This is a genomic window from Sulfolobus sp. A20 (genome assembly GCF_001719125.1).
GTDB lineage: Archaea > Thermoproteota > Thermoprotei_A > Sulfolobales > Sulfolobaceae > Saccharolobus.
In genome coordinates, this window is the sequence record NZ_CP017006.1 from 2,324,010 (window position 1) to 2,349,298 (window position 25,289).

General features: G+C 37.4%; 27 protein-coding genes and 1 pseudogene. 14 read left to right on the top strand and 14 right to left on the bottom strand.

The genetic code is table 11. The annotated features are described in order from the left end of the window. Nucleotides 1-25: 25 nt before the first annotated feature. From BFU36_RS12010 to BFU36_RS12025, 4 genes are all read right to left on the bottom strand, one after another. The gene (locus BFU36_RS12010; protein ID WP_069284246.1) at nt 26-532 is read right to left on the bottom strand and encodes a hypothetical protein; all 507 of its coding nucleotides are present in this window, start codon (nt 530-532) and stop codon (nt 26-28) included. A gap of 314 nt (nt 533-846) precedes the next feature. Continuing rightward, complete coding sequence (locus tag BFU36_RS12015; RefSeq protein ID WP_069284247.1) at nt 847-1,668, bottom strand: DUF3800 domain-containing protein; 822 nt, start codon at nt 1,666-1,668, stop codon at nt 847-849. Between the two features lie 840 nt (nt 1,669-2,508). Continuing rightward, nucleotides 2,509-2,745 (bottom strand): hypothetical protein, encoded by a 237-nt coding sequence (locus tag BFU36_RS12020; protein ID WP_069284248.1) that lies wholly within the window; start codon nt 2,743-2,745, stop codon nt 2,509-2,511. After that, nucleotides 2,742-2,987, bottom strand: a complete 246-nt coding sequence (locus BFU36_RS12025; RefSeq protein WP_069284249.1) for a ribbon-helix-helix domain-containing protein — start codon at nt 2,985-2,987, stop codon at nt 2,742-2,744. Before BFU36_RS12025 ends, BFU36_RS12020 begins: the two co-directional genes overlap by 4 nt. A 262-nt stretch (nt 2,988-3,249) precedes the next feature. Here BFU36_RS12025 and BFU36_RS12030 point away from each other — a divergent pair, with 262 nt between their 5' ends. The 8 genes from BFU36_RS12030 (at nt 3,250) to BFU36_RS12060 (ending at nt 8,427) form a co-directional block, all read left to right on the top strand. Further along, a complete protein-coding gene (locus BFU36_RS12030; protein ID WP_069284250.1) occupies nt 3,250-4,059 on the top strand; it encodes a hypothetical protein in 810 nt (269 codons plus the stop codon). Beyond that, nucleotides 4,056-4,820, top strand: a complete 765-nt coding sequence (locus BFU36_RS12035) for an ATP-binding cassette domain-containing protein (RefSeq protein ID WP_069284251.1) — start codon at nt 4,056-4,058, stop codon at nt 4,818-4,820. Before BFU36_RS12030 ends, BFU36_RS12035 begins: the two co-directional genes overlap by 4 nt. Nucleotide 4,821: 1 nt before the next feature. Next, on the top strand, nt 4,822-5,433 hold the full coding sequence (locus tag BFU36_RS12040; protein WP_069284252.1) for a hypothetical protein: 612 nt from the start codon (nt 4,822-4,824) through the stop codon (nt 5,431-5,433). Continuing rightward, the gene (locus BFU36_RS12045) at nt 5,426-5,728 is read left to right on the top strand and encodes a helix-turn-helix domain-containing protein (protein WP_069284253.1); all 303 of its coding nucleotides are present in this window, start codon (nt 5,426-5,428) and stop codon (nt 5,726-5,728) included. Before BFU36_RS12040 ends, BFU36_RS12045 begins: the two co-directional genes overlap by 8 nt. 246 nt (nt 5,729-5,974) lie before the next feature. Beyond that, nucleotides 5,975-6,463: a hypothetical protein gene (locus BFU36_RS14330; protein ID WP_231961149.1), complete on the top strand. Its 489-nt coding sequence runs from the start codon at nt 5,975-5,977 to the stop codon at nt 6,461-6,463. 65 nt (nt 6,464-6,528) lie between these two features. Further along, entirely contained in the window at nt 6,529-6,666 is a 138-nt protein-coding gene (locus tag BFU36_RS14335) for a hypothetical protein (RefSeq protein ID WP_231961150.1), read from the top strand. Between the two features lie 302 nt (nt 6,667-6,968). After that, on the top strand, nt 6,969-8,162 hold the full coding sequence (locus BFU36_RS12055; protein ID WP_069284778.1) for an AAA family ATPase: 1,194 nt from the start codon (nt 6,969-6,971) through the stop codon (nt 8,160-8,162). Further along, complete coding sequence (locus BFU36_RS12060; protein ID WP_069284254.1) at nt 8,149-8,427, top strand: hypothetical protein; 279 nt, start codon at nt 8,149-8,151, stop codon at nt 8,425-8,427. The genes BFU36_RS12055 and BFU36_RS12060 overlap by 14 nt, the downstream gene beginning before the upstream one ends. A gap of 820 nt (nt 8,428-9,247) precedes the next feature. On the opposite strand, the gene BFU36_RS12070 is transcribed toward BFU36_RS12060, so the two are convergent. Continuing rightward, complete coding sequence (locus tag BFU36_RS12070; RefSeq protein ID WP_069284256.1) at nt 9,248-9,649, bottom strand: hypothetical protein; 402 nt, start codon at nt 9,647-9,649, stop codon at nt 9,248-9,250. Nucleotides 9,650-10,735: 1,086 nt separating this feature from the next. Here BFU36_RS12070 and BFU36_RS13700 point away from each other — a divergent pair. From BFU36_RS13700 to BFU36_RS13950, 3 genes and pseudogenes are all read left to right on the top strand, one after another. Beyond that, nucleotides 10,736-11,436 (top strand): annotated as a pseudogene (locus BFU36_RS13700) (IS6 family transposase). A gap of 2 nt (nt 11,437-11,438) precedes the next feature. Further along, nucleotides 11,439-11,633, top strand: coding sequence for a hypothetical protein (locus BFU36_RS13945; RefSeq protein WP_156770088.1), 195 nt, complete (start codon nt 11,439-11,441; stop codon nt 11,631-11,633). After that, nucleotides 11,626-11,769, top strand: coding sequence for a hypothetical protein (locus tag BFU36_RS13950; protein ID WP_156770089.1), 144 nt, complete (start codon nt 11,626-11,628; stop codon nt 11,767-11,769). The genes BFU36_RS13945 and BFU36_RS13950 overlap by 8 nt, the downstream gene beginning before the upstream one ends. Nucleotides 11,770-11,819: 50 nt before the next feature. Here the strand turns inward: BFU36_RS13950 and BFU36_RS13955 are convergent, their stop codons facing one another. Both BFU36_RS13955 and BFU36_RS12085 read right to left on the bottom strand, forming a co-directional pair. Continuing rightward, on the bottom strand, nt 11,820-11,966 hold the full coding sequence (locus tag BFU36_RS13955) for a helix-turn-helix domain-containing protein (RefSeq protein ID WP_156770090.1): 147 nt from the start codon (nt 11,964-11,966) through the stop codon (nt 11,820-11,822). Nucleotides 11,967-12,069: 103 nt separating this feature from the next. Beyond that, on the bottom strand, nt 12,070-13,320 hold the full coding sequence (locus tag BFU36_RS12085; RefSeq protein WP_069284258.1) for an ATP-binding protein: 1,251 nt from the start codon (nt 13,318-13,320) through the stop codon (nt 12,070-12,072). 909 nt (nt 13,321-14,229) lie between these two features. Between BFU36_RS12085 and BFU36_RS12090 the strand changes: the two genes are divergently transcribed. After that, nucleotides 14,230-15,567, top strand: coding sequence for an ATP-binding protein (locus BFU36_RS12090; RefSeq protein ID WP_083216409.1), 1,338 nt, complete (start codon nt 14,230-14,232; stop codon nt 15,565-15,567). Nucleotides 15,568-15,647: 80 nt separating this feature from the next. Here the strand turns inward: BFU36_RS12090 and BFU36_RS12095 are convergent, their stop codons facing one another. From BFU36_RS12095 to BFU36_RS12105, 3 genes are read right to left on the bottom strand one after another with little or no spacing between them, the layout of a single operon-like run. Then, on the bottom strand, nt 15,648-16,805 hold the full coding sequence (locus BFU36_RS12095; RefSeq protein WP_069284259.1) for a M20 family metallopeptidase: 1,158 nt from the start codon (nt 16,803-16,805) through the stop codon (nt 15,648-15,650). Next, a complete protein-coding gene (locus BFU36_RS12100) occupies nt 16,802-17,692 on the bottom strand; it encodes a DUF1177 domain-containing protein (RefSeq protein ID WP_069284260.1) in 891 nt (296 codons plus the stop codon). The genes BFU36_RS12095 and BFU36_RS12100 overlap by 4 nt, the downstream gene beginning before the upstream one ends. Next, nucleotides 17,689-18,933 carry an FAD-binding oxidoreductase gene (locus BFU36_RS12105; protein WP_069284261.1) on the bottom strand — a complete coding sequence of 415 codons (1,245 nt, stop codon included), beginning with the start codon at nt 18,931-18,933 and terminating at the stop codon, nt 17,689-17,691. Before BFU36_RS12105 ends, BFU36_RS12100 begins: the two co-directional genes overlap by 4 nt. A gap of 161 nt (nt 18,934-19,094) precedes the next feature. Here BFU36_RS12105 and BFU36_RS12110 point away from each other — a divergent pair, with 161 nt between their 5' ends. Further along, nucleotides 19,095-19,697 (top strand): helix-turn-helix domain-containing protein, encoded by a 603-nt coding sequence (locus BFU36_RS12110; protein WP_069284262.1) that lies wholly within the window; start codon nt 19,095-19,097, stop codon nt 19,695-19,697. A gap of 105 nt (nt 19,698-19,802) precedes the next feature. Continuing rightward, on the top strand, nt 19,803-21,206 hold the full coding sequence (locus BFU36_RS12115; RefSeq protein ID WP_069284263.1) for an APC family permease: 1,404 nt from the start codon (nt 19,803-19,805) through the stop codon (nt 21,204-21,206). 179 nt (nt 21,207-21,385) lie between these two features. Here BFU36_RS12115 and BFU36_RS12120 read toward each other — a convergent pair whose 3' ends face one another. The 4 genes from BFU36_RS12120 to BFU36_RS12135 form a co-directional block, all read right to left on the bottom strand. After that, on the bottom strand, nt 21,386-22,216 hold the full coding sequence (locus tag BFU36_RS12120; RefSeq protein WP_069284264.1) for a hypothetical protein: 831 nt from the start codon (nt 22,214-22,216) through the stop codon (nt 21,386-21,388). 240 nt (nt 22,217-22,456) lie between these two features. Beyond that, nucleotides 22,457-23,032 (bottom strand): hypothetical protein, encoded by a 576-nt coding sequence (locus BFU36_RS12125; protein ID WP_069284792.1) that lies wholly within the window; start codon nt 23,030-23,032, stop codon nt 22,457-22,459. Next, nucleotides 23,032-24,318: a DUF58 domain-containing protein gene (locus tag BFU36_RS12130; RefSeq protein WP_069284265.1), complete on the bottom strand. Its 1,287-nt coding sequence runs from the start codon at nt 24,316-24,318 to the stop codon at nt 23,032-23,034. The genes BFU36_RS12125 and BFU36_RS12130 overlap by 1 nt, the downstream gene beginning before the upstream one ends. A 7-nt stretch (nt 24,319-24,325) precedes the next feature. Further along, nucleotides 24,326-25,273, bottom strand: coding sequence for a MoxR family ATPase (locus BFU36_RS12135; RefSeq protein WP_197490533.1), 948 nt, complete (start codon nt 25,271-25,273; stop codon nt 24,326-24,328). Between the last annotated feature and the right edge of the window lie 16 nt (nt 25,274-25,289).

A 25,289-nucleotide genomic window follows, 5' to 3' on the forward strand; every position in this document is an offset into this window, starting at 1 on the left:
TGTGTTTCAGTGACCTTGCGTATCCTTATCTAAACTCATTTTCAAGACCTTTATAAACAAGTATTGGAAATCCATACTTATTCTCATATTCACAGACTATCTTCTCAACCTTTTCGAGTTTTCCTCCTATTAAATAACCCGCTAACCCTCCTAAAACTGCAGAACTAACAGCTATTAGCAAATCTTTCTTAGTAGCAGAAGATAAATTGGCTGTTGAACCAGCAATTATTCCTCCCTCTTCTTCATAAGTTGTAGTCTCATAGATTTCAATGACCTTCCACACAATTCCTAACTCCTCAAGAAATTTTACTATAACTGAAACCGCTTCACATATGTTATTATATTTAAATACTTTTATAGGATTATTGAAATCGACCCTAAGGCTTATGAAATCGATCTTACCGTTATTCAACGTTATCTTTGGTTTATCATCAATGTTAAGGTATTTTGATGCAGCCTTTTCAACATCTTCCTTACTTATCATCTCCCTTACATCCTTAACTCTTATCAATACTCTATAATGCTTACGCATCACTGTACTATATGTCTCCTTAGACTTATATAGTTAAATTTGAAGTTGCTGACGTGTGTGGGCAAGGATTTCATTTTATAAAAATTTTATCTTATGCTTATCAATTTCAGGATTGTAGGGCGGGGAGGAGGTGAGAATTGTGAGAGAGTGAGAGAGAAAAGAATAAAAGACTAAAAAGCGAATAATAAGTTAGGTGATGCACCTGGATGAGGGGATCCTTGGTGTTGCACCAGGGATCTCTGACAAAAAAGATGATATCACGAGGGGTAGGAGGTTAGAGTAAGTCTAACTAAAGTTAAAATTTTAGTTAGCAATTAACCATACTTTGAAATATAGAATTTCCACCGTTTTATACCATATCCTAACACAAGTTCTTCTGGATTTTCTTTGTAGTCCAAAACCTGCCTTTTAGAGTCAAAAGCTTTTAATAAGATTTTAAAAGCTTCGTCCGCTATCCTCTTAAATTCATTATCGTTTCCAAAGTAATGCTTCCTTAATATATATCCCACAAAATCAGATATCTGTAAGCAGTCCATTTTAGATGATGTGAAAAGTATCGGTGTGAATACTCTGGTCTTAGCAGGCATGTCCTTTATATAAATGCCGTGGTTCAACTCGTCATTTAGTAACTCTATTAGTTCCCTCTGTCCTCTGGACATTTCCTTCTCGTCCATAACGTCAATTATGTCATGAACTATTAATATCCAATCGTTATGGCGGTTCTTGTCTGCAAACTTAAATATTCTCTCAAATAGTAACTCGTATGCCTTTTTCAGTATATCTTTTTCCGCCCTCCTAACTACGCTCTTCTTATTCAGTTTAGTTAATTCTTTCTCAACTATCACAGATATTATTTTTAGATTCATTCCAGATATCTCTTTAGCCATGTCTAAGATGAACTCACGCACTTGTTCCCTTTCCAATTTTCCGAAAGGGTTACTTGAAGATGGATGAAACAAATCCTTAGCATGAACCTCTAAATCTGGGTCAAGTCCATATTTTATTTTTATATCAGCAAATCTATTTCTACACTCAGTTATAGTAGCATCTTCCCATACAATAGTCGAGGTAACTATAAAAGGGCTGTCTTCCTTGATAGTAGGCTTACCGCTCTCATCAATAAAGCATACCAGCACAATAATGCGTTTAATTTTCCATTTTATATGTGTTTTGGTAATAAGTACAGATAAGCATAAGTTTTGATATAAGCTAAGTTTCCCTACTATAGAAAGATTTTGATTATTTAATTAATGTGTAGAGGGCAAAATTTTACTATTCATAAATTCGCTGAGAACTCTTGCTCAACACCAAAATAGAGGTCATGAGGTGAAACAATAGAAGACTCATCTTAGTTGTTTAAAGGGACACGGAGGTACAATCAGTTCAGAGAATCATCTTTTAATGACATGTGTGTGGACAACAATTTCACCCATCCCCATAAAATTCAATTTTATTCTCACTTATGCCAATAGATTTCGAGTAAATTGTATTGAAGAATATTTTTAGCCATCTCGTTATTGTGTTTCTTGTTGAGTTAGGTGAGTGTTAGGAAATCAAACCCATTCATCTTCTCGCCCCAATAGATGAGTTGCCTCACACAAAACACTTTTCCACAATAAAGAAAATTCAATTTATATCAACCAAATTGTTATCCACACACGGTAACGTTATAACCGAAAAAGAAAACCTCGCAGGAACTGACCTCCTCCCCGCCCTAAAGGGCGAGGGTTCCCTTAGAGCGGTTCACTGGTTTATGGTTTACCGCCTTCATTTTCACCACTTCATAGCTAGTGGGCTTTGACACCCGCTCCGTTCATCCAGCGGTAGACCAAAGGCTGGGTCTTCAGCCACTTTACCCCTATCCCTTGGGTAGAGAAACCCCACCCTCCTCGAGACTTGGGGATATGTACTGAGGAGGAAGGACACGTTTTCACTACGCTTTATGGCTTCCCTCCTCCCCAATAAATTTGCTTCACTTAAAAAACTTTACCCCAGGGCGAGGCTTGTCCTTCCTTTGTCAGATTGAAGTCATCAATTATTTTGAGCAGGTAGGGTAAAGGATTATCGTTAATGTTTCTCGAAAGGTAGCTCAATAGTTCGACTAACCCGAGCTCTGATACTACACCGCCCCCTTTTAACTCCTCTTTAGCAATAAACCTTCTCTCGTCCTTACTTATAGCTAGTACGATGACACTAGTATCGAAATACCTCAAAACCTGTCCCTTTCTTTAAGGAATTCCTCTAATGGCTTATCTATCAAGACTTCTACCCCTCTCTTCTTCAACTCCTCATACTTCTTTATTATATCCTCCCAAGACTTAAACTCGTCAAGTCCCACCTTGATTACAGTATTCAGCGCTTCGTTCCTTGAACTAAATATACCCATTGCTATGAGTTCATCAATCTTCTTTAACACCTCTTTATCGATCCTTATGGTCACAGTAGTAGTACCCATATTGTGCTATGGGAAGTACACACACATAAACTTTATGTCATCTCTCACGCTAAACGTGGAATTCAATATTTAGATCCGTAAAGTCAAAAGTTAAAAAACGTTACCCCGCCTTAAAAGGCGAGATTTGCCGTTCTTTTATTAAGTTCACCCCTAGACCAAAAGAATAATGGAAAAGTGAGATTTCTGCTTTCAGAGGTATAACCACTGTTCAAAATTTTGAACTCTATCCTATATTTAAATATTCTACCTCCTATTCTAAACTATGAGACTATTAAAATACGTCACAAAACGAATGATAACTAACCCTTATTTGCTCTTTTGGGGAGTAGGTTTCTTAATATTTTGGGAGATCATAGGGGCTTTCGTTGAATCTTCTAGTATACCCAAGGTAGTTTATGCTGAGGAATACTATACGGCATCATGGTACGGAATAATAATTACTTTAAGCTCCAGTGCTCTAGGAGTCAGCATAAATTACGTGCTAAGTTATCAGACTGGTGGTTTGCCCCATTTATTTAGGTACTCCAGATTAACTCCAAAATATTACCTTTCGTCAACGTATATAGGCATGGGAGTAGTCAACTTGATACTATCCATAGTTATGTTAGCCACAACGTACCTATTGTTTGGTATAAAGTTTGGTTTTAGCGAGGCCATTCCTAAAAATTTTCCCTTATTGCTCATAACAGCGTTAATAGCAGGTCTATTTTACACAGCGTTATCCTTTAACTTATCGATGCTGACCCTTAAGACCTCTAGGAAGATGGAGAATTTGATCGACTTCATCCCCTTGGTTTTAGGTTATTTATTCGGCTTTTCTTACCTTTACGCTAACGCTGGCTACGTCTTCGCCTTTTCTCCCTTTAGCGAGGTTGCTATGTTAGGAATAAGTGGCTTTACGGGCTCTAATCCGCCTATATACACAATCCAACAAACAAACCCCCAACAAACGATAACTTTCGTTTACCCATTACTAGGATTGATACTCTGGACTTTAGCCCTCAGTGGTGTTGCCGTATTTAACCTAAGGAAGTTGTACTATAAACCATTAGAGGAGGGGAAGACAATATGATAGAGCTTAAAGAGGTAAAGGTCTACAGAGAGAAGAGCCTAATAATAAAGGAAGCTAACATGCAGATTTCATCTAAGAGCTTACTCTTAGGGCCTAATGGGAGCGGAAAGACTACACTACTTAGAGCTATATGCGGGATAATAGACTATGAGGGGAGTGTACTTGTGGACGGCCAAGAGGTTAGGGGGTTGAAAAATTATAATGAACTGTCTTGTAACTTAGCCCAAGTCTACTCTCTGGGAGTTAGGTTAGAGGACGTCATTTCAATTTACGAGGAGATAAAGGGAATTGACGTCAAATTGGCTAAAGAAATGCTTAAAGAGGTCGGGATAAGCGACCTTAAGAAAAAGGTTTACAATTTATCAGCAGGTCAGTCCTCACTCTTCTATGCTATATTATCACTGGCTTCAGACCCCAAGTACGTGATGATAGATGAGCCCTTTGAAAACGTGGATTACGCAAAGAGGAAGATCCTCATCAACTGGTTTAAGGAGTATGGAGAAGCTGGACTTGTGGTAACTCATGAGCTAGACATGTTAACCATATTCAACAACTATTCAACCTATTTAATATTTGATGGGAAGGTGTATGGACCAATAAGGGTAGAGGACTTCCTGGAGTCTTCAATAATCAATGGAGAAGATCCATCAGCTTTACTAGTCTTAGAGATTAAAGGTAGGAAATTCTCATTAGTTAAGGGAAAAGGTGAGGACAAGATAAGGAACTTGGGGAATATTGATAAACTATACTTAGTGGTATGAATTGACTGAGACAATTGTCAAAGAAGCAAAGAAGATCGCTGAGCGGATAATAAAGTACGAGACTAGGAAGTATTTAGGCAAAGTTTACATCCTTTGGTCTACTTATCCCTTGATTATAACTTTATTTTACTCTATCATCGTAGACTACTTCCCTTCTCTATATAATGACAAATTTTTCACGTTTAGCTTTCAAGCCCTGCTTATAGGCTTATATTTTGTAATTATTTACATGTTGATAAGAAAACTAGTTATCACTACCTTAAGGTACAACGGGATTTATGGCAAAGGGAGTAAAAAGCGATCTCGCATTGTAACCCCATTATTGTGGTCTTTGATAATACTTGTAACTTTGGTCATGTTCTTAGGGTACTATACGTCGGATATCCTTCTGGCGGTATCAGGTTCCTCTATTTACACTGTTTTCGTAATTTACTCATTTTATGACTCTTTGAGGATTGTTGGTATCAAGTATTATGACGTTTTAGCCTTAGCCTCTTTCGCAATTGGTATGATGGCTATTCCTTTCGGAATTTACTTACCTTTCTATATAATGAGCGTTTTCTGGATTTACGCTGGTTATAAATCGCTTGTGGAGGTAATTGAGGATGAGTGAAGACGTAAAGAAGTTACTGGAGATGATGAAGAACCCTGCCCTATCAAACTCTTTAAGGCTAGGCATTTTAATATCCTTATACGTTCTAAAGCGGACTTCTTTCTCTAGCTTACAGAAGTCCTTAGGAGTTCCCAAGAGCTCCTTACATGCGAGTTTACAAGTTTTAGAGGAGAGCGGTTTGATAAGAGTAAGGAAATTGCCTACGCCTCTAGGTCCTAGGACATTCATAGAGTTAACCGACGAGGGGAATAGGGTAATTAAAGAGTACATGAGTATCATAAAGAAAATAGAATGAAATTCATTACATGCGAAACCTACTTATGAAGAGGTTACAAAGTTAAGGAAAGCCTCGTAGGGAGGGGATGACAAAGCATATAAACTCTTTATTATGGGTAGAGGGCTAAAAAGGGTGGGAAAGAAATCAGAGCTATAGTTTCAAGATGTTCCCTCCACTGCTCGCTCTCGTATCTAATTATGGAAAAGGTCTACGTTTAGTTTTAGAGTGGTTAAGAGAAAATAAGCCAAAAATTTGTTAAAAGACATGGATAAGGGTACTTACGAAACACTAAGGCAAAAGTTTAATCTACCGTCAAAGGTTACCATAGACTGTTATAGGAATGCTATAGCAAAGTACAAGTCGTGGTTGAAGAACCCTAAACGTGGTAGGTACCCTACAGTACGTAAGGTCTCTCTCTGGTTAACGCCAGAACAATCATACTCTATTGATTTCAACAAGATGGTCGTGAGGATAGTAGGAGTTGGTGAGTTGAAAATCCTAAGTTATCCAAGGAACTTATTTGAATACAAGGACTGGGAAATAAAGGAAGCTAGGCTATTGCTAAAGGAAGGCAAAGCGTACCTAAAGGTCACTCCTCTAAAGGAATGGAAGGTACCAGAGGCTAAAGATGGTGTAGCAGTTGATATTAACATGGCTGAGGTAGTTTTAGGTAAAGACGATAAACAGTACGTTAGGATACCCACAAGATTAGAGGATGCCCATCACTACAAGAGCTTAGCTGAGGGCTTTTAGAAGAGGTGGAAAGAGAACGACAGGTCTTGAACAGGAATAAACACTTTCACAAGAGGGCTAAAGACATGCTGGAGGTAGATAAGTGGATTGTAGAGGTGGCTAAGTCATTTAACGTCTCAAAGGTGTTCATTGAAGACCTCATCAAGAAAGTTAAGAAGCTACTAACTGAGTTTAGAGATAAACTCTATCTAATACTGGATTGAATGACAAGCTAAGAAACATGGGCTAAAGGTAGTGTATGTTGATCCATAATACTCCTCCACTCATTGTCCTAATTGCGGTAGTAAGATGGAGGAAGTAAGACATATTTTCATTGTGCTAGTTGTGGTTATGAAAACGACCGTTATTCCAAATTATGAACATTTATGGTTCTCTGACCCCCTCGACATATGAGAGATGTAAGCACTAACCGATGAGGGGAAAACCCTCTAAGGGGAGGAAATCAGTAATGGCTTTCTGCTGATAGACAATGAAGGTTTTTATCTCTAAATCGTTAGTGTTCCCCATGAAGATAGGGATTAAAAGCATCGGTCCCATTAAAGAGGCAAATATTGATTTTCATGATAAGGTTGTAATAGTTGGGGGTAATTCCACTGGCAAGACTTTTATCTCAATCTTAGTGTACTTTCTCCTAACTCTGCCAAGTATGTTGAGTGGACCACTAAAGTACAAGTTAGAACTCCCAGCTATTGAGGTAAACAATGAGGTCTCTCTAGAGGTTCCAGTGAGTTTTAAGGAGTTAATTGAGGAGAACAAGGATATAATATCTAAAAGAACCGGGGAAGGGTTAAAGTCTGTATTTGGTGTAAACATTAAAGAATTAATAAGGTTTCAAGATAACGAAAGCGTAATCAAGAGCGATAAGATTAAGATTGTCTTGCATGGAGACGACGTTGACGTGGAAACTAAAATAGATGAGAGAGCAAACTTTAACGTAACAGTTGTGAAGATCTCTGCTGGATTTCAAACTTGTAGTAGTACAAGTGGTCCAGAGGGCAAAATAGTGGTTATTACTGGGGATAGAGTAGAGGAGTGCCTTGAAAACTCATTAGCGTATCATTCCTTAGTGAAGTTCCTTATGGAGCCCTCTTATTACCCTGTGGCATTTTTAAGTACTGAAAGGATAGCCTCAGCGTTCTATTTACCTAACTTAAATAAGCTAATTTTGCCCCCGGTTTCCGCGAGCTTAGGTAAACCCTTAATCGCTGATTTCTTAAAATATATAATTCCTGGCGTTAAGTTTGAGCTATTCGGTCATGAAGTGGAGGTAAGCAAGGACTTCTCAATTAGGGTGTCTAAGGAGGAGAGAGAAGTTAACCCTTCGTTAGTATCTACTGGAATATACCAGTTGATCCCAGTCGAGTTAGCTCTGAGGAACCCTATACTTAGGACTGTCATAATAGAGGAACCTGAAATAAACTTACATGTTGACGCACAAATTGAAGTGGCAAAAAGGTTGGCTAATGAAAATACTAAGAAGCTGTTTATAACCACTCATAGTGAGTGGATCCCAATGTTTATAGCTAAGGTGGGTAAGACTGAAGGTCTAAGGATTTATGAGATTGTTGAAGGTGTACTGGAAGAGAGAAAGGTAGACGAGGAAGGCTTTGTGGAGACCTTCAAGACGATCTTCCCTAAGGCAAATAAAGGAATAGAGGAGTTATTCCAAGAGGTGAGTAAGGTAAGTGAAATTAAATGAATTTATGAGTATTGGAAATGGAGTCTTATGTATAAAATATGATAAACTCTGCAAAGGAGAGAAAAAGAGTGTTGATGCAGTCTGCATAGCTCTAAACGATACCAAATATGATGAGAAGATTTATTGTGTTAAAGTTGAGAACAATAATGAGATATTGCTAGAAAGAGAGAAAGAACTTAGAATTCCCATAAATTGTGTTTGCTTAGACAGGGAAATAGAGGAAAGAGTAAGAAATTTTGTGATGGCTGCACGTGAGTTAAGCTAGAAAATTATAGTGAATAGAATTCCTCTCTGACCTCCTCCCCTTAGAGGGTGAGGATTTCTTTGTCTTTTGTCATATCGGGTCTAGCTTTATTAATGTGGGGTTTGGTTTCATCGGATCTCATATATATCAACCCTTGGGCTTCACGGGAGTCAAGCGAATTCTTCGCCCTCACCCTCTTCCGCCCCATTAGCGGGATAACCCCAACCCACCTAGATGGAATACCATCTAAGTGGGGAAACCCGCACATCTCGGGCTATGCCAGCCTTTCGGGATGCATGCCCACATCTGGCATTATGTAAAAATATTAGTATGGAGTTGTATAAACTTAATTCTCTCACTGGAACTGCTTACCACGGCTTTTTTGTTGGAGTAAGTCGCATCCCTTGGACGGACTTACCGTTCTCATGTCTAATCAATACCGGAGCGTCTTGGGGTCACTCCTGTCTTTACTCCTAGTTTTCGCTGAGGATCTCCCCCATACACTTCTTCTCCTTATCTCTTTCGTCTCTAGTCGGAAAAAAGGTTATTATAGTTACGTCTGCCCCCTTAACTTCAGCTACAATGACGAGGACGTGGTCGTCGATTAATTGAAAACAGTAGCTCCTCCTAATACTATATGTACACCCCTCTATACACTCCCAATGATCTCCAGTTTGGCATTGAAAGCAAGAGAACTATTCAGGCCTCTGACAAACCCTATTAAGTAATGAGCACACAATTCCTATATCCTGTCCACGGATTTCTAACATTCTTTTCTTATAGGATGCTAACTTGAGCTTTAGAAGATTTCTTTTATGCAGAGAACTAACAAATTTACAACTTATTTCACATTCGTCAAGGAAATCCATGAGACCCTCACACAAGGATACCCTAGATCATCCCTGAAGCCCGGGTATACGAACACGCTAGTTATCTTCGGTTTCACTGTTATCTCTTTGCTGCCAGCCTGTATTATCACTACGCCCTCGTCAATGAACTCTATATTGCTTGGAACTACGGGGGTTGATGACCCTATCATGTTACACGGAAATCCCATCTTGGGCTTATTCGACTCCACAGTCAATGTGGCCGTTACGCTAACAACAAAGCCATCCTCTTGGACTTTCACGTGTGCAGGGATAGGAAAGACCCTGATGAAGACTATTTCATCATTAATAACTATTTTTGCCACTAAAGGCTTAATTACCTTAACCTCGTATGAGGGCTTAAGGCTTTGGCTCATCCGAATCGTCCTCAAATTCTATCTCAATAGTGGAGATCTTCCCATGTCTGTCCCTATAGATCAGAACAAGGGCATCGTGGGACTCCGCGGTATAGTACTCGCCCCCCAAAGTCTATGACAAGGCCAGCCTCGCCGAACTCCTCTACCTTCACGTCCTTGTGTTGGGGCCCGGAAATAAGCGGGTCCCCCTTTACGTTGCTAGAGACAAAGGTAGCGTTGGAGTTAAAAACGACAGAAGTTGCCTCAACCGGAAGTGCGTTCACTACCCCCGCCATTAAAGGTGGAACCGCTTTTCCTAAACGCGTCTCTCATATACATTTCTGTGAGTAGAGGGTTAAAAAGTCTGACTTCCTCCCCGCTTTAAAGGGCGAGGCTTGCCCTTCCTTTGTCACAGATCCTCTTGGATCTTTGTCACCATCTAGGTAATATGAACGTTCAAGCATTATTATCGCAAGAATCAACTAAATCTACCCTAACCTTAGAGAGTAGGGTAAAGAAATAGTTTACAAACTGAGAAAAGCCTCACTCATTAGGTCAGGGTCTGTAAAAGAATTAATTATTTAAAAACGACTTAGAAAAGAGAAATGGATAACTCGCGTTCACGATTCTAAAGTTAAGTGGGAGCCATAGACCTTAATACGTTATCTTTTAGGGAAAGTTTACTATCAGTACTAAGAAGTCCTTCTCCCCCTTAGGATTTACAGCCTTTTTTAGGCCTCTAGTTTAAGCCTCACTGACGCTCAGCCGTGTTTAACTCGAGTAGTAAGATTATCGATAGCAGAGAAAGCGAAAACTCAATTAGGTAAGACAAGTGAAGGTCGTTAAAGTACCCCAAGAAGACCAACAATAATGAGGAAGCCAAACCGCTCAAAAACGAGAGCAAAGAGTAAGTTGTTGCGGTACGTTTAGTCTTCTTAGAGATGATCTCGCTAATCAGCAAGTTAAGATTAGGAGTTAGCAGACCCCATGCAAGCTCGAAGAGAAATAAACCTATTGTGTTCCTGTGTGTGGACAACAATTTGGTTGTTTTGATATAAATTGAATTTTCTTTATTGTGGAAAAGTGTTTTTAGGGTGAGGGCGAGTTATTTATGGGGGTGAGAATATCAATAGGTTTGATTTCCTCGCCCTCACCCAAATTATCTCTACCCTTTTAAAGTATATAAGTGTTAAGCCTAGGTTTCATTCCTTGGATGATATTGCATTAGCCTTAACCTCTTACTTGCTAGGCTTGTCAAGTTGGAGGACTTTATTACCTCACACTACCTTGCTCTACTATTTTCACAAGTTGGCTAATGTTAATTATGAGGTTAAGGTTGATGTTAAGCGTGGGGATTATTTGCTCGTTGATGAGACTAAGGTTTTGAGGGTTAATGGTGAGTATTACTACTTATGGGTTGTTAGGCATTACGAGTCTGGGCTTGTTGTGTTCTTCATGTTGACTAGTCTTAGGAGTGGTTTCCACGTTTATGTGATATTAAATGGTATTAAGCTTGAGAATTGGAGGATAAGGTTATCTTCCTACACGATAAGGCATCAGTCTACAAGGCATTCTCTTGGTTCAATGCAAAACACGAGGTTGAAACTTTTGGCAAGAGAAGCTTAGTAGAACTAGTTTTTAGGAGCTTAAAACATAGGCTAGCAAGCATGGACTCACACTTCACATGGAACTCAACAAGGAACACAATAACGAGATGGCTAAAAATATTCTTCCTAATCTACAACACAATTTACTCGAAATCTATTAGCATAAGTTGGAATAAAATTGAATTTTATGGGGGTGGATGAAATTGTTGTCCACACACAGAAGCTTAGTAGAACTAGTTTTTAGGAGCTTAAAACATAGGCTAGCAAGCATTGACTTCACATGGAACTCAACAAGAAACACAATAACTAGATGGCTAAAAATATTCTTCCTAATCTACAACACAATTTACTCGAAATCTATTAGCATAAGTTGTAATAAAATTTTATGGGGTGGATGAAATTGTTGTCCACACACCGAATTGCGGTAGTTTATCTTTATTCTTCAGTGATGAGAAAAAGGATGACCATGCTTCATTGTTCTTCTGTAATACGGTTTGTGCATTAGTTTTAAGAATATCCTTATACTTCTCATAATACTTGTCCCAAGTACCTTTTAGGTCTACTTTCTTTTGCTGGAAGAACTGTTATCTTCTCTCATAGTTTACTACGTTGTATAACCTCGCTGATGCGCCTGCTAATTTTTTCAATTTCCTCTGTTGTGCTCCATTAGGGAACAATCTGACAGTTACAGTACGGACGCTCTGGTATTGCGGGAGAAATCGGCTCCTCATAGAGAAGTTGACCAGAAGGGAGTGTCGTAGGAAAAGGTAGAGAGAAAAGGAGTTTAAAAACATTTACCCCCGCCTTAAAGGGCGAGGTTTGCCGTTCTTCCTATCAATATAGTAACAAGAACTTCCATAACGGTACAACCTTTACCCTCTTGTCTCCCTCTACAACTAACTCTTCCTCGTAGTCCCAGCTTACTAAGATTAAGTCATTATATCCCGTGACCTCACTACCCTTTAACAACCCTTTTATCTCCCTTTCCTTAATCTCATCTCTCCCAGAGGCATAACTCACCTGTACCAACCTCCTATTTACACTGTCCACAAAGTCCACCTCGTATTCTTGTTCCTTCAGATAGCTTACACCCTCAAGCTGGTTCTTCCTAAGCAGATGTATAGCCACAACGTTTTCCATTAGTTTAGAGACAGACCTCTCTACAGTAAAGTTGTTAATTATCCCAGTGTCTACTACGTACACTTTCTTCTCTGAATTCAGAGGCTTAGGGCTCCTACTAAACCTCTCTAGCATAAAGACTAAGTAGGACTCTCTCAAACCGTTTAACCATTTCTCTAACGTTGCTGTACTTATGTTAAGCATCTTCGCCATCCTCCTCACGCTTATCTCGCTACTGTAATATTTTATTATACTATAGGCAAAGGTCTTGAACTTGTTAACCTCTGCCACCTTGTATCTAAAGATTATGTCCTTGCTTATTATGTCATTTATTATAGAGCTGAGTACTCGCTTGCCCATTACAACAGTCTCTGGAAATCCACCGACAGTGAGGTACTCTTCTAGTTCCCTCTTTAGTGAGCTCTTAGACTTGATCGAGAAAATGTCATGAGTCTCTTTTCCTTTATACCTTAAGAACTCCTTAAATGAGAATGGGAAAAGGACTAAATCCACATGCCTACCAGTTAGTGAAGTAGCTAACTCTCCAGAGAGTAGTTTTGAGTTGCTACCAGTTAAGATTACAGTCTTATTTACTCTAAGCGAACTGACGAAGCGTTCCCATCCGTTAACGTTCTGTACTTCGTCTAGTAAAATGTAGTTAAAGTCCCCGTAGAGCTCGTAGAACCCCTTTAGCAAGTTTTCAAAATCACTTGTTGAGAACTCTATTAGCCTATAATCGTCAAAGTTGATGTATGCGAAAGTACTTAAAATTTCCCTTAAAAGCGTGTAGGAGAATACAGACTTGCCACACCTTCTCACTCCCAACACTGCTATTATGTTTGGGTGGTTTAAATAGTTAGATAGGTCAAACGGTGTGTCTCTCTTTATTATCCTCTCCCTTGTTAACAGTTCTTCCATACTCTCCTTTTGGTCTAGTATTACGCCCTTCAGCTTTTCACTATCCATCATTATAATAAGATATGCCTTGAATATATGTTTTAATGGAATAAAACAGTTTAACGTAAAAGTGTTTTAGTATACTAAAACAGTTTCTGGATAGCGAGTAGTTAATCTATGATTTCCCTTTTCAACTGACCTCTTCTTCGCCCTAAAGTGTTCCCTTAGAGCGGTTCACAAGTTTATCGCCTATGTGTGGACAACAATTTGGTTGATATATATTGAATTTTCTTTATTGCGAAAAAGTATTTTTAGGGCGACAACGGGTTTGATTTCCCAAATTATCTTTACCCTTTTAAGCTTACTTTCATTCCTTTGGATGAGATTGTATTAGCCTTAACATCTTACTTGTCAAGTTGGAAGACTTCACTACCTCACTAGCTCTCCACAAGTTGGCTAATGTTAATTACGATGTCAAGGTTAATATTAAACATGGTGATTATTTGCTTGTTGATGAGGGTTTAATAATGAGTTAGGCATTATGGGCTAGCTAGTTGTATTCTTCATGTCTTAGGAGTGTATTTCACGTCTACGGAAGCTCGAGAATTGGAGGGATAAGGTTACACGATAAGGCAACAAAGCATTCTCTTAGTTCAATACAGAGGTTTAAACATTTAGCAATAGAACACTAGTAGAACTATATATTCAAAGTTTAAAACTAACAAGCATGGACTCAACATGGAACTCAACAAGATAGTTAAAAATATTCTTCAACACGATTTACTCTAAATCTATTGGCATAAGTTGGAATATGGGGGTGAATGAAATTATTGTCTACACATTGACTGATAACGGTTAGATTTTAAGGAAGGTTCTTCTGCAGAGTATACTTATAGGAGCCATACCTTCGTAATGTAGGAAACTTATTTAATATGATATAAAATTATTTTATCTTAATTGTTATTTTCATATAAAAATATGGTCTGTAATAGACCAGTTTTGGCGTTAATCTGGTCAGAATTAGACTTATTAGTACAAACTTCTTATTATACTGTTGTGGAAGAAAGGTTAAGGAGCTACATCGCGGAATGGCTCACCTCTCCTCTCCCAAACGTCATAAGGAGAGACATTTCACTCCCTTTAGATAAAGACTACATAATAACCGTAACTGGCGGTAGAAGAAGCGGTAAAACGTTCACTTTATATCAGACTATCCAAGACATAATAAAGAGCGGTTTAGCATCTCATGACGAGATACTTTACGTTGATTTTGAAGATTATAGATTAAAGGGCTTTAAGGTAGAGGACTTAGATAAGATTTTGACCATTTTTGTGGAGTTGACCGGAAAACAGCCTAGATATATTTTTCTAGATGAAGTTCAAAACGTTGAAAACTATGGAAGTTGGTTTAGGAAAAGGCTTACTTCCAGAGTTTACCTCTCTGGTTCTTCATCGCTACTAACTCCCTTAAGAATCGCCGAAGAGTTGAGGGGGAGGAGTGTAAACTATGAAGTTTTTCCGCTCTCCTTTAAGGAATTTTTAAGATTTAAGAGTTTCGAGTATAATAGGTTAATTGAATATACATTTGAAAGAGGCAAAATACTGTCGCTTCTGAGGGAGTACCTATATTACGGCTCCTATCCAGCTGTAGTTCTTGAAAAAGAGAATAATGAGAAGATAAGATTGTTGAAATCCTATTTTGATTCGATTATAGTAAGGGACTTCTCGACAATTAAAGCTGATATTGCTTCACTTTTTGCTAACTATTTGATATCAAATTACGCTAGACCAACAACTATCAACAAGGTTTATGAATATATGAGAAGCTTAGGGATTAAGATAGGGAAGGAGACAGTCATCGAGCTCTTCAATAGGGCTAAGGAGACTTACTTTTCCTTCTTTGTAGAGGAGTTTGAGAAGAGCGAGAGGAAGAGGAAAGCCAATCTGAAAAAATTATACATAATTGACACTGGTTATCCGACGGCTTTAGGCTACGAATTTTCAATATCCAATGCAATGGAGAATTTAGTATACATAGAGCTTCTGAGGAGAGGGTATAGAGAAGTGTTTTACTGGAGGGGAAAGAGAGATGTGGATTTTGTAGTAGCTAAGAACTTCAATCCCATAACTCTAATTCAAGTGACGTATGCTACCGATAAGGTGGAGGATAGGGAAGTTGAGGCAATCATTGAGGCTAAGTCTGAGCTCAAGGTTGACAACGCGACGATAATAACATGGGACTATGAGGATGAGATAAAAGGCATTAAGGCTATACCAATGTGGAAGTGGTTGCTGGGCGAAGACAACTTAGTATAAATTTCTTACTGGTTTATTGTTAGTCCTAAAGGACGAGAATCCCCTTCAGCGGTTCATCAGTTCCACCCATCGATTCGGAATTATGTCTCATTCCTCAGATCATTCATAATACATTCATAAATCTCACTTACCTTATGAATGTTCTTTAGTTCAATAGACTCGTTAGGGTTATGAGCCTCTTTACCGGGTCCTATATTTATGACTTCAGAAAACTTGCTGAAGAAGATAGCGTCAAACCTTATTGCCGAAACTAATTTTTGAGGATTCACTCCTATTTTTCTTAGAACACAGTCCTCAGCTAGTTTCACTAATTTAGAATCTTTGTTTAACTCGTAGCCCTTAACAAATGATTTCACGTTCATCTCATACTCAACGTTTAACCTCTTAGCGATATCTCTAACTGTTTCCTTTATCTCCTCTTCAACATTCTCTTCATTAGGCAATGTAGTTCTATAAAAGCTAAATGAAAATTCCCCTGGCACAATACCGTCACTCTCACTGGAGTTAATAGTATATCCTCCTAAGTTTAAGGACAAAGGAAAATCCTTGACTTCTTTACTTTTAATTACTTTCCTATACTCCTCATCTATAGTTAAAGCCAGTTTAGAGGCTAATATAAAAGCGTTTTTTCCTTCATGGGACATACTAGCGTGGACTTGTTTACCCTTAACCTTAATCAAACCTCTGATGATACCATAATGTCCAACGTATATATTAGGAAAGCTTGGCTCAGCTATGATAGTGTATTTAGCTCTTATCCCTCTATTTTCTGTTAAAAACTTAGAACCTATTCCACCACTTTCTTCATCAGGCACAAAGGATATTTCCATGGGAATATCGTTATTTATAGAGAGGGCTTGATAAATACTTACAATACCACCCTTCATGTCAGAGACCCCCCTACCGTATGCTACGCCATTGACTACCTTCATCTTAAAGGGGTCACTCTCCCATCCATTACCTGGAGGTACTACATCATAATGTGCGTTGAAGTGTAGTATTGGATTTTCATCATTTCTAGCGTAAATTATAACTCTCTTGTGACCTCTATGTAAAGGAGAATAAATATAATGTTTTTCTAAAAATTCTTCTGGAATTTCAATTAATTCTACTTTAAAACCTATGTTTTCTAGAAGATCTTTTAGATATGAAGCCATCCTATCATATTCTCTTCCAGGAGGGTTAACTGTCCTAAATGAGACTAAATCCTCTAAAATCTTTACCTCTAAAGTCTTCAACTCTTCTTCAACCTCATAAGGTTTGACTCTCCTAACTTTTCCTTCAACTCTTTTAATTCACTCTCCTCGTAAACTCTTCCTCCCTTCTCTACATATTTAAGTACTTCTAAGCAAAACCTAGAAGCGTGTTCTAACATTTCAATATTTAAAACACCGGTTACATAACCCGGAATAACTTGTTTTGACACAGTAGCAATTCCTATTAGAGGAGAACTAGAATATAGCCAAGGTGAGACTAACGTACTTATGTGATAAACGTTATATTCCATTGGAGTCAAGTCCCCTGTGGTTAAGGGGACGAAATATACCTCATGCCCAGTAACCCTATTATAAATGTCTATTAAATCGTCCTTTACCTTCAGAATATATCCATCTTTTATCACATGGGTTATGGCGAAATCATCATACTTAGCTATCCTATTTCCCTTTGTTGAGTCTATAGATAATATCAGATTAGCCTCATTATCTACCTCCTCTTTTAGGGCTTCATCTAAGCCTACTAATGGTACCATGAAGTTAAAGGGCTCATGAGGAATCAACTTAGCATCTAAAGATATGTTTGTCACGAACGAGACATCAATGTCTAATTCAATTCCCTTTTCCCTTAGATTTAGTAATTCGAATAGGACTGTTAAGCTTATTATTGCCCCATCGGCATCAGATACTAAACCCTTCTCTTGGCTCATCTGTATTGCCCCTAACCTACCTAAGATTTCCACTCTCTCCCTCCCTTTTTTACCCTTATATAGGCACTTTATGTAAGTGACCTTGCCTAATTGTTTCTCCTCGTAGTGATCTATCCTTCCCTTCAATTTCTCTCTAATCTTATCTACTGGATCTTTAGACTCTAAAATGTCAATTACTTCCATTAACGTCTTCAGCATCATACTATCAGCTTCCCCGGATTTAGTATGTTATGAGGGTCTATCATCTTCTTGAACTTCTTCATTAAGTCCAATCTGAACTCCTCATCTACCCTATAATTTACTTCTATAGAATGAATTTCAAATGGAATCCCTTCCTTTAACATTATGTTGTCGATTACGTCGAAATTACTCTTATCAGATATAAATACGGTGTAAATTATTATCTCTCCTCTCAAAGTCATCACATCCCCATGAATCAAGACTTTACTGCCCAAAGCCTCCTTGACCTGCTTTACGATTCTAGAGAAGCTCTCTAAGGGTAACAATCTAACCTCGTAGAAGTACTCTTTAAAACTAGTTAATCTACTCATTGTAACGTAAATTGCTGCAAATGCTAATTCATCTAAAAACCTCATGTTGACCTCCTCTCCTAAGCTTAAAGTACTCGCAACTATTACGTTCCATTCACCTATCTTATCTAACCTATCTTTAGCTACCAGTGAAAGTGCCCCCTTATCTTCTATCGTAATTCTCCTAATCTTATCTCTATACTCTCCCATTTTCTTCAAGTACTTTGAGACTTCTTCTACATCATTGAAGGTTATTAGTTGATCCTTCCAGTCCTCGTAATCTACTATTGCCAATTCCGCTGAGGAAATTATACCAGTTGTTCCTGCAGCTTGGGCTATTGCTAAGGTATCCTTACCTTTTAGCTCATATTTTCCAGTAGGTCCTATAACTTTTATCGAATTTATTCCTCCATTATCGAAGTGATAGCCATATTGAAATGAGCCTATTCCTACGTCTCCTCCAGCTATATATCCTCCCAAGGTGGATATGTAAAAACTACTGGGATAAACTCTCAACTCTTTTCCCCTCTTTCTCAAGTACTGTAATGCCTTCAATACTTTCACACTAGGAGTTACTCTTACCCAATTATCATCTAGCTCTATTACTTCCTTCATTTTGTTAATATCTAACACTATGGTAGAAGGTGAAATAGGTAAGACTTGTCCTATAGTACTAGTCCCAGCTCCCCTAGCTAATAGTGGTATACGATATATATCACATAGCCTTACGGCATTAGATATGTCATCCTCATCCTCTGCCATAATGACTCCTATTACTTTTTTACCCATTTTTGACAAAATTGGAGAAACTAAATAAGGAGCCCTAGACTCTTCTTCCAGAATTTTATTGTCAGTAATAAATTTTTTACCGAACTCCTTTTCAAAAGCCTTAATAGCGATCTCAACTTCCATGAGAATATTTACGTAGAATATATATTAAAGTGTGATCTTTGACAGTGTAAAAGGGGAAAAGTTTCTAAATGTGACACATCAACATGGATATATTTTCTAAAAAATGTTAAAGCACTAACATAGTAATTCTTAAATAGTATAAGCAACAGTTCAATATAGGAATGAAAACATTATATAACGTTAAGTTTACAATAATGCACGAAGGATGTTGGACAGAAAGTGTTAACATTAAAGTTAAGACCATTAAAATTGATGAGTATAATTCCAAGAAAGTCAGAGTTATAATAGCATCTCCAATAAATTTGGTCAAAAACTTAGAAAATGCGGATAACGTTTATGAAATTATTAAGTTCAGAAAGCTTGGTGATGGTTATTTAATAGAATTTGTTGAAGATAGGAGCAATAGTATATCTGGAAAGATTTTAGAGTTGAGTGATAAGGTCTTATCTTATGAGAACGTGGTTGAGAGAAATACTGAGACGTGGAATTTAGTAGTTACTAACAAAAAGGTTTTAGATGATTTTAACGAGAAGTTTAAAATAAACCCTATACAAGTCAAGAAAGTAGGGATAAATGATATCCTAGGAAATAGACTAACTGAGAAGGAGATGAACGTGTTAAGGACCGCAATGATGATGGGTTATTTAGATTATCCTAGAAAAGTAAAAGCTAAGGATGTAGCTGAAGTTTTAGGAATTTCTAAACAAGATTTCTTATATCATTTAAGGAATGCGTTAAATAAGATCGTTTTATCCTCTTTTTGACTGTATAAAAAGTTCACCTTTAACATAGTTAAACACCAAAACGTTAATTTTTCCATTAATAAAAGAAAGATAAAAAATAAATATCTTTTCTTAAAAACTAAACATATGGACGAAAGAAAAGGATTAAAGAGGGACGTTTTAGGTACATGGCTAGTTGCTAGTTATGGAATAGCAGCAAATGCACCTATTGCAGTAGCTACGTTATATTTTGTAGGTATAGCTGGTTTGGCAGGTGGATCAATGCCTTTAGTCACTATACTCTCCTATTTAATTTATGCAACTACTTTAGTAGTAGTCTATGAGTGGAGTAAAAATATAGCAGCTTCCTATGGCTACGTGGCAATGATAAAGAAAGGATTAAACAGTAGTTTAGCCTCATTCATGGTTGGGTATGGATACATTTACCAATATTTGGTTGCAGGTGCAGCAGGGTTTGGAATATTAGGAGTAGCATCATTTCTTTACCTAGTCTATCCCTCAATACAGACCACTATGCCTTGGTTATGGGCAGTTATAGCAATAATAGTCACAGTGGAAACTACAATGATTATGTATCTTGGAGTTAAGCCAGGTGGAATGATAAATTTAATAATAGGTTTAATTTCAATAATTTTCTTAGTTATCACATCCATTATCTTAATAGTGATTGCGGGAAGTAAAAATACCCTATCACCATTTACAGCCCAACCGGTTAATGGAAACTGGGTTCTAATCTTAACTTCAATGATATTTGGGATAACGACCTTTGGAGGTGCTACCACACCAATAGGAGTAGCTGAGGAAGCAAAGATACCTAAAAAGACTTTACCTAAAGCGTTATTAATAGAATTTTTATTATTGGGTTTTGGACTTATACTAAATGCTTACGCTCAAACTGTCGTATATGGAGTTGATAAAATGTTTGATTACGCTAGTTTACCAGATCCTATGATAATAATTTATAGTAAATACTTTCCTACAGCAGTTGTAATACTTCTCATTGTATTGGTAGCGTTTATGTTCAACTCATCAACTATCGCCTTTGCGACAAGTGCAAGTAGAATGGTCTATGGTATGTCACGGGATAACGTCCTCTATCCTAAGACCTTCTCTAAAATAAATAAGTATGGTGTACCGGGAAATGCGATAATACTAATAGGCGCAATTGCCGGAACCTTAAGCTTAATTAGCGGTTATATATTAGGTCCACTTGAGGCTAGTATATTCCTCATCACTTTTGGATCATTCTATGTAGCATTCGGTCATTTGTTCGCAGCAATTGGATTGATGAAGTATAAAATTAGTATGAAAGAGAAATTAAACTTGTTAAAACATATCGTAGTTCCTATAATATCGGCATTAGTATATATTTTGACGATATACTTTGGAACTTATCCAGCTCCAGCCTTTCCATTAAATATCGCAGTTTATTTAGCTTGGGCTGTACTATTTATACACGGTCTAGTGTACTATATATTAAAGAAAAAGAACCCCGAGATTATGAAGAAGTTCGGTGATTTCAGTTTATGACAAATAAAAGATAAGCCTAATTAGGGTGGGAAGGAGATCAGCTTTATTTAACGATTAGGAGAAAGAGCTGATAATGAGTCTGCAAGAACTTATACCCATCTTGATTATTATGAAATTAGATTTGTTAGATACTTCTAAAACTATTCAACTGATGAGAGAGTAGTGAAAGGAAAGGTTTTTTATTCTACGACAATTGAGGTAATTATTGTAACTCCTTCTTTCTCCAACTCCTCCTTAATCTTCCTTTCAACGTAGTTTGCTATTAAGAACAGTTTTACTGGCTTGTTGAAGAGTTGTGGGACTAACTTCTTTCTAATAAGTATTTGCTCTAAAGCACCCTCATCAGCAAAGTTCTTAACTTCAAAGACATAAACGTAATCATCAGTCTCATAAAAATCAACCTCAAATATCCTACCCTTATCTATAACGCCAAGAGTATCAACAATACTACCGTGCTTAACATTATTTGGATTTATCCCATGCAACTCCAAAGCCTCCTTATAAACCATCATAATAGTCCTCTCCAAACCCTTACCAGCCCTACTAGTAAAACTACCAATCTCAGTAGCAAGCTTACTCATAAGCTTAGAATTCTCCCTAATAGCCTCTCCCTGCTCCTTTACAGCTTCTTGTAGACTTTTGATCGCTTCCCCCTGCTGTTTTACTGCTTCTTGTAGGCTTTTAATAGCCTCCCCATGTTCTTTTAAAATTTCACCTTGTTGTTTAATAGCATCTTGTAGGCTTTTAATAGCTTCCCCGTGTTCTTTTAAAATTTCTCCTTGTTTCTTAACAGTTTCTTGTAAGCTTTTGATCGCCTCTCCTTGTTGTTTTACAGTCTCTTCTAGGCTTTTGATCGTTTCTTGTAGGCTTTTTATGGCGCTGCTGTTCTCTTCTAATTTCTTTATTACTACTTCGTCTTTTAGCTTGTCGTAAATTTTGTTTGCTAATGCTGATATGAATTTAGGATCATTTAACAGCTTTTCAATCATCTCGTCAGTCTCAATTGCCATACAGTTTTAATCTTTAAAGAAAGGGCTTAATATTTATTTCCTTTCCGAAACCTAACTTCCTCTCCTTAAGGAGATCCCCCTAATTGGTTCTCATAAGAGTGGTAGTAGAGAAGCTTAGAGAATTATTGTTGCAACAATGCGTCTCTGACCTCTTCTTGTCTTAAAGGGCGAGGCTTGCCCTTCCTTTGTCAGTGGGCAGTATAGTTCACAAAATCAGATCCCCTTTGGGACTAGCGGAATTCAGCTTTCTAATTTTCTTATTTTCTCTATCAAATATCTAGATATTATTATGAATATGATAGCAAAGATTATGAGAGCAATAAAAGGGTTGAGACTTAAAATATTAGCCTTAGTAATTCCAATATAAACAATTACTGATAGTGTAAACGCTAAAGTAATGATGGAAATTATTGACCTTGACAAGGCACTTAACTCACTCTCTATTTCCTTTTTATCAAAGCCCTTAAGATTAAACTCTTTGACGTATCTACTATATAACTTATCCATGTAAGCTAATATTAGAGAGTACTCTGGTGCTATTATTGACCCATTAAAGAGAGGTATATCGCTTATCCTTATTAGGGCTATATGAAAGACAAAAGGTATATAGCCTTGAGATAAAATTGAGATGAAGGAGGTTAATATCAGCGAGAACCATGAAGCGTAGTGAAGATTATTCCTTAAGAGACTGATGGCTCCAATCGCACCTATAATAGAAATTATTACAATTCCTAATGTGGTATATCCCATTAAGAGAATAATTATGAAAGGTAACATGGGAAGTATAATAGATAAAGAAATTAGTGTAGGCCTCATCATAAATCAGCCATGTACTTTGATATCTTAGCTACAACCTTACCGATACTCTCACAGACTGGATCCCAGCTTACTACTTTTGCATTACTTGGCAACTTCTCATAAATTAGCTCTTTCTTATCTCTTATAAACCACTCGTTACAAGGATTTCCCTCTACTACGTTTTTTAGTAATATATTATCTGGTATTATATCAACTATAATTACTCTTTTATTAGAAAAAACGCTAGACAAGTAAGCTAAGTTGTTTTCCATTAGATTTGTGACTATGATCATTATTGGTTTCATTGAACTCCACGCTTTTAATACACTCTTATCAATTACTCCCGTATAAGCTGGGTATCCTCTTACTCTCATTAGAGCACTCATTAATCTATAATATTGGTCCGAATCAGAACTCGGAATTACTTTCTCCCCAGAAGGAATAGTCCATAAGCCAACGTTATAACCTTGCCTCAATAATACCTTACTTAAAGAGAGGATAAGAGATATTCCATACTCTAGTGAGTTCTCGACCTCAGTTCCGAACCTCATCATCCAACTTCTATCTAATAATATGATAATACTTCTAACTCCTTCCCTTTCGTATTCATTGATCATTAACTCGTTCCCAGGATTTCTCGCCGTTGCCTTCCAGTTAATGAACTTATAGGGATCTCCTATTTCATATTTCCTTATTGACTTAAAGTCAGTTGAATAAGGTCCGACTTTTGATGGGGAAAATCTAGGGAAGGCTTCCTTAGGCTTAATGTTGTTGGGTATTCTATAAATTATCTTTATTTTAGGCAATACTTTTACTTCTTCTTTTATGTTGATAGAATCCTTGATTATTTCATGAGCACCAAAGGGATGATAAAAAGTATATTCAACTTTATCTAATGGATAAACCCCTCTCTTTAACGCCTTCAAAGTATATTCAAAGTCCTTATTAACCCTTTTAAATCCCTTAAATATTACGTGAACGTTCGTACCTTTAACGAGTTCAAAGCCTTCAGCCATTTGAGTCTTTGGTATGGGAGGTGATCTAAAGATTATTAATCCAAATCCTTTTTCCAAGTTTACATTGACCTTGACTTTTAACTCATCTCCCACGTAGATAACATTTTTTTCAACGCTTACTGAAATATGTATTAGCGGTCTCTCATCTAGATTTAGGGCTAGGAAAATTATAAATAAAGGGAAAAGTATTGCGATTATATACCATTTAGAGGTAGTCATTACTAGAACTAACGCCATGAATATTGGTAGTATTGAAAGAATGATAATAGTCTTGTTTAGTTCCTTCATTGCAATCTCACTTCGGTACTGGAAGTTTATTAAGATATTCAAAGATTATTTCCTCTCCCTTAACTCCTTCAAGCGATATCTCAGGCTTCAACACTATTCTATGTGACAATACTTCAATGGCTACCCTCTTCACGTCATCTGGTATCACGTAATCTCTTCCCTCTATGAAGGCAACACTCCTACTTACGCTCATCAAAGATATCAATGCCCTAGGGCTAGGTCCAGCTAAAATCCTAGGATCATCTCTTATAGTCTTAAAACTAACAATGTATTTCATCACTTCATCACTAACTTTAACGCCATATTCTATTAAGTTCCTAATCTTTATCAGATCGCTTTCACTCATCATAACCTTTATTTGTGATAGGGGATCATTACTACGCCACGAGATCCTCCTCTTCAATAACTCAACTTCGTCTTTGGGATAGCCTAACTTAATCCTTATCAAGAATCTGTCTAACTGAGCCTCTGGTAGTGGATAAGTTCCCTCCAATTCTATTGGGTTTTGAGTTGCAACTACTATGAACGGATTTGGGAGTTTAATCGTCTCTCCCTCAATTGTGACTTGCCCTTCTTGCATAGCTTCTAAGAGTGCCGATTGAACCTTAGGTGGAGCCCTATTTATTTCATCAGCTAAGATGAAGTTGGCAAAGATAGGTCCTAGAACGGTCTCAAATGTTCCCTTATCTTGTCTCCATACCTTAGTACCTATTATATCGCTAGGTAATAAATCTGGAGTGAACTGTATTCTACTGTATTTCAGTCCAAGTACTTTAGCTAAAACCTTAGAGAGGAAAGTCTTACCTATACCCGGTACGTCTTCCATTAAAACGTGTCCGTTAGCTAATATTGACGCAATTATCTTAACTATTACCTCCCTTTCACCAACGAAATACTTCATAATCTCGTCAATGACTTCATTAACTTTTTTCGTCATGTAAGATATTTCACTCACATGAAGAATATAGTGT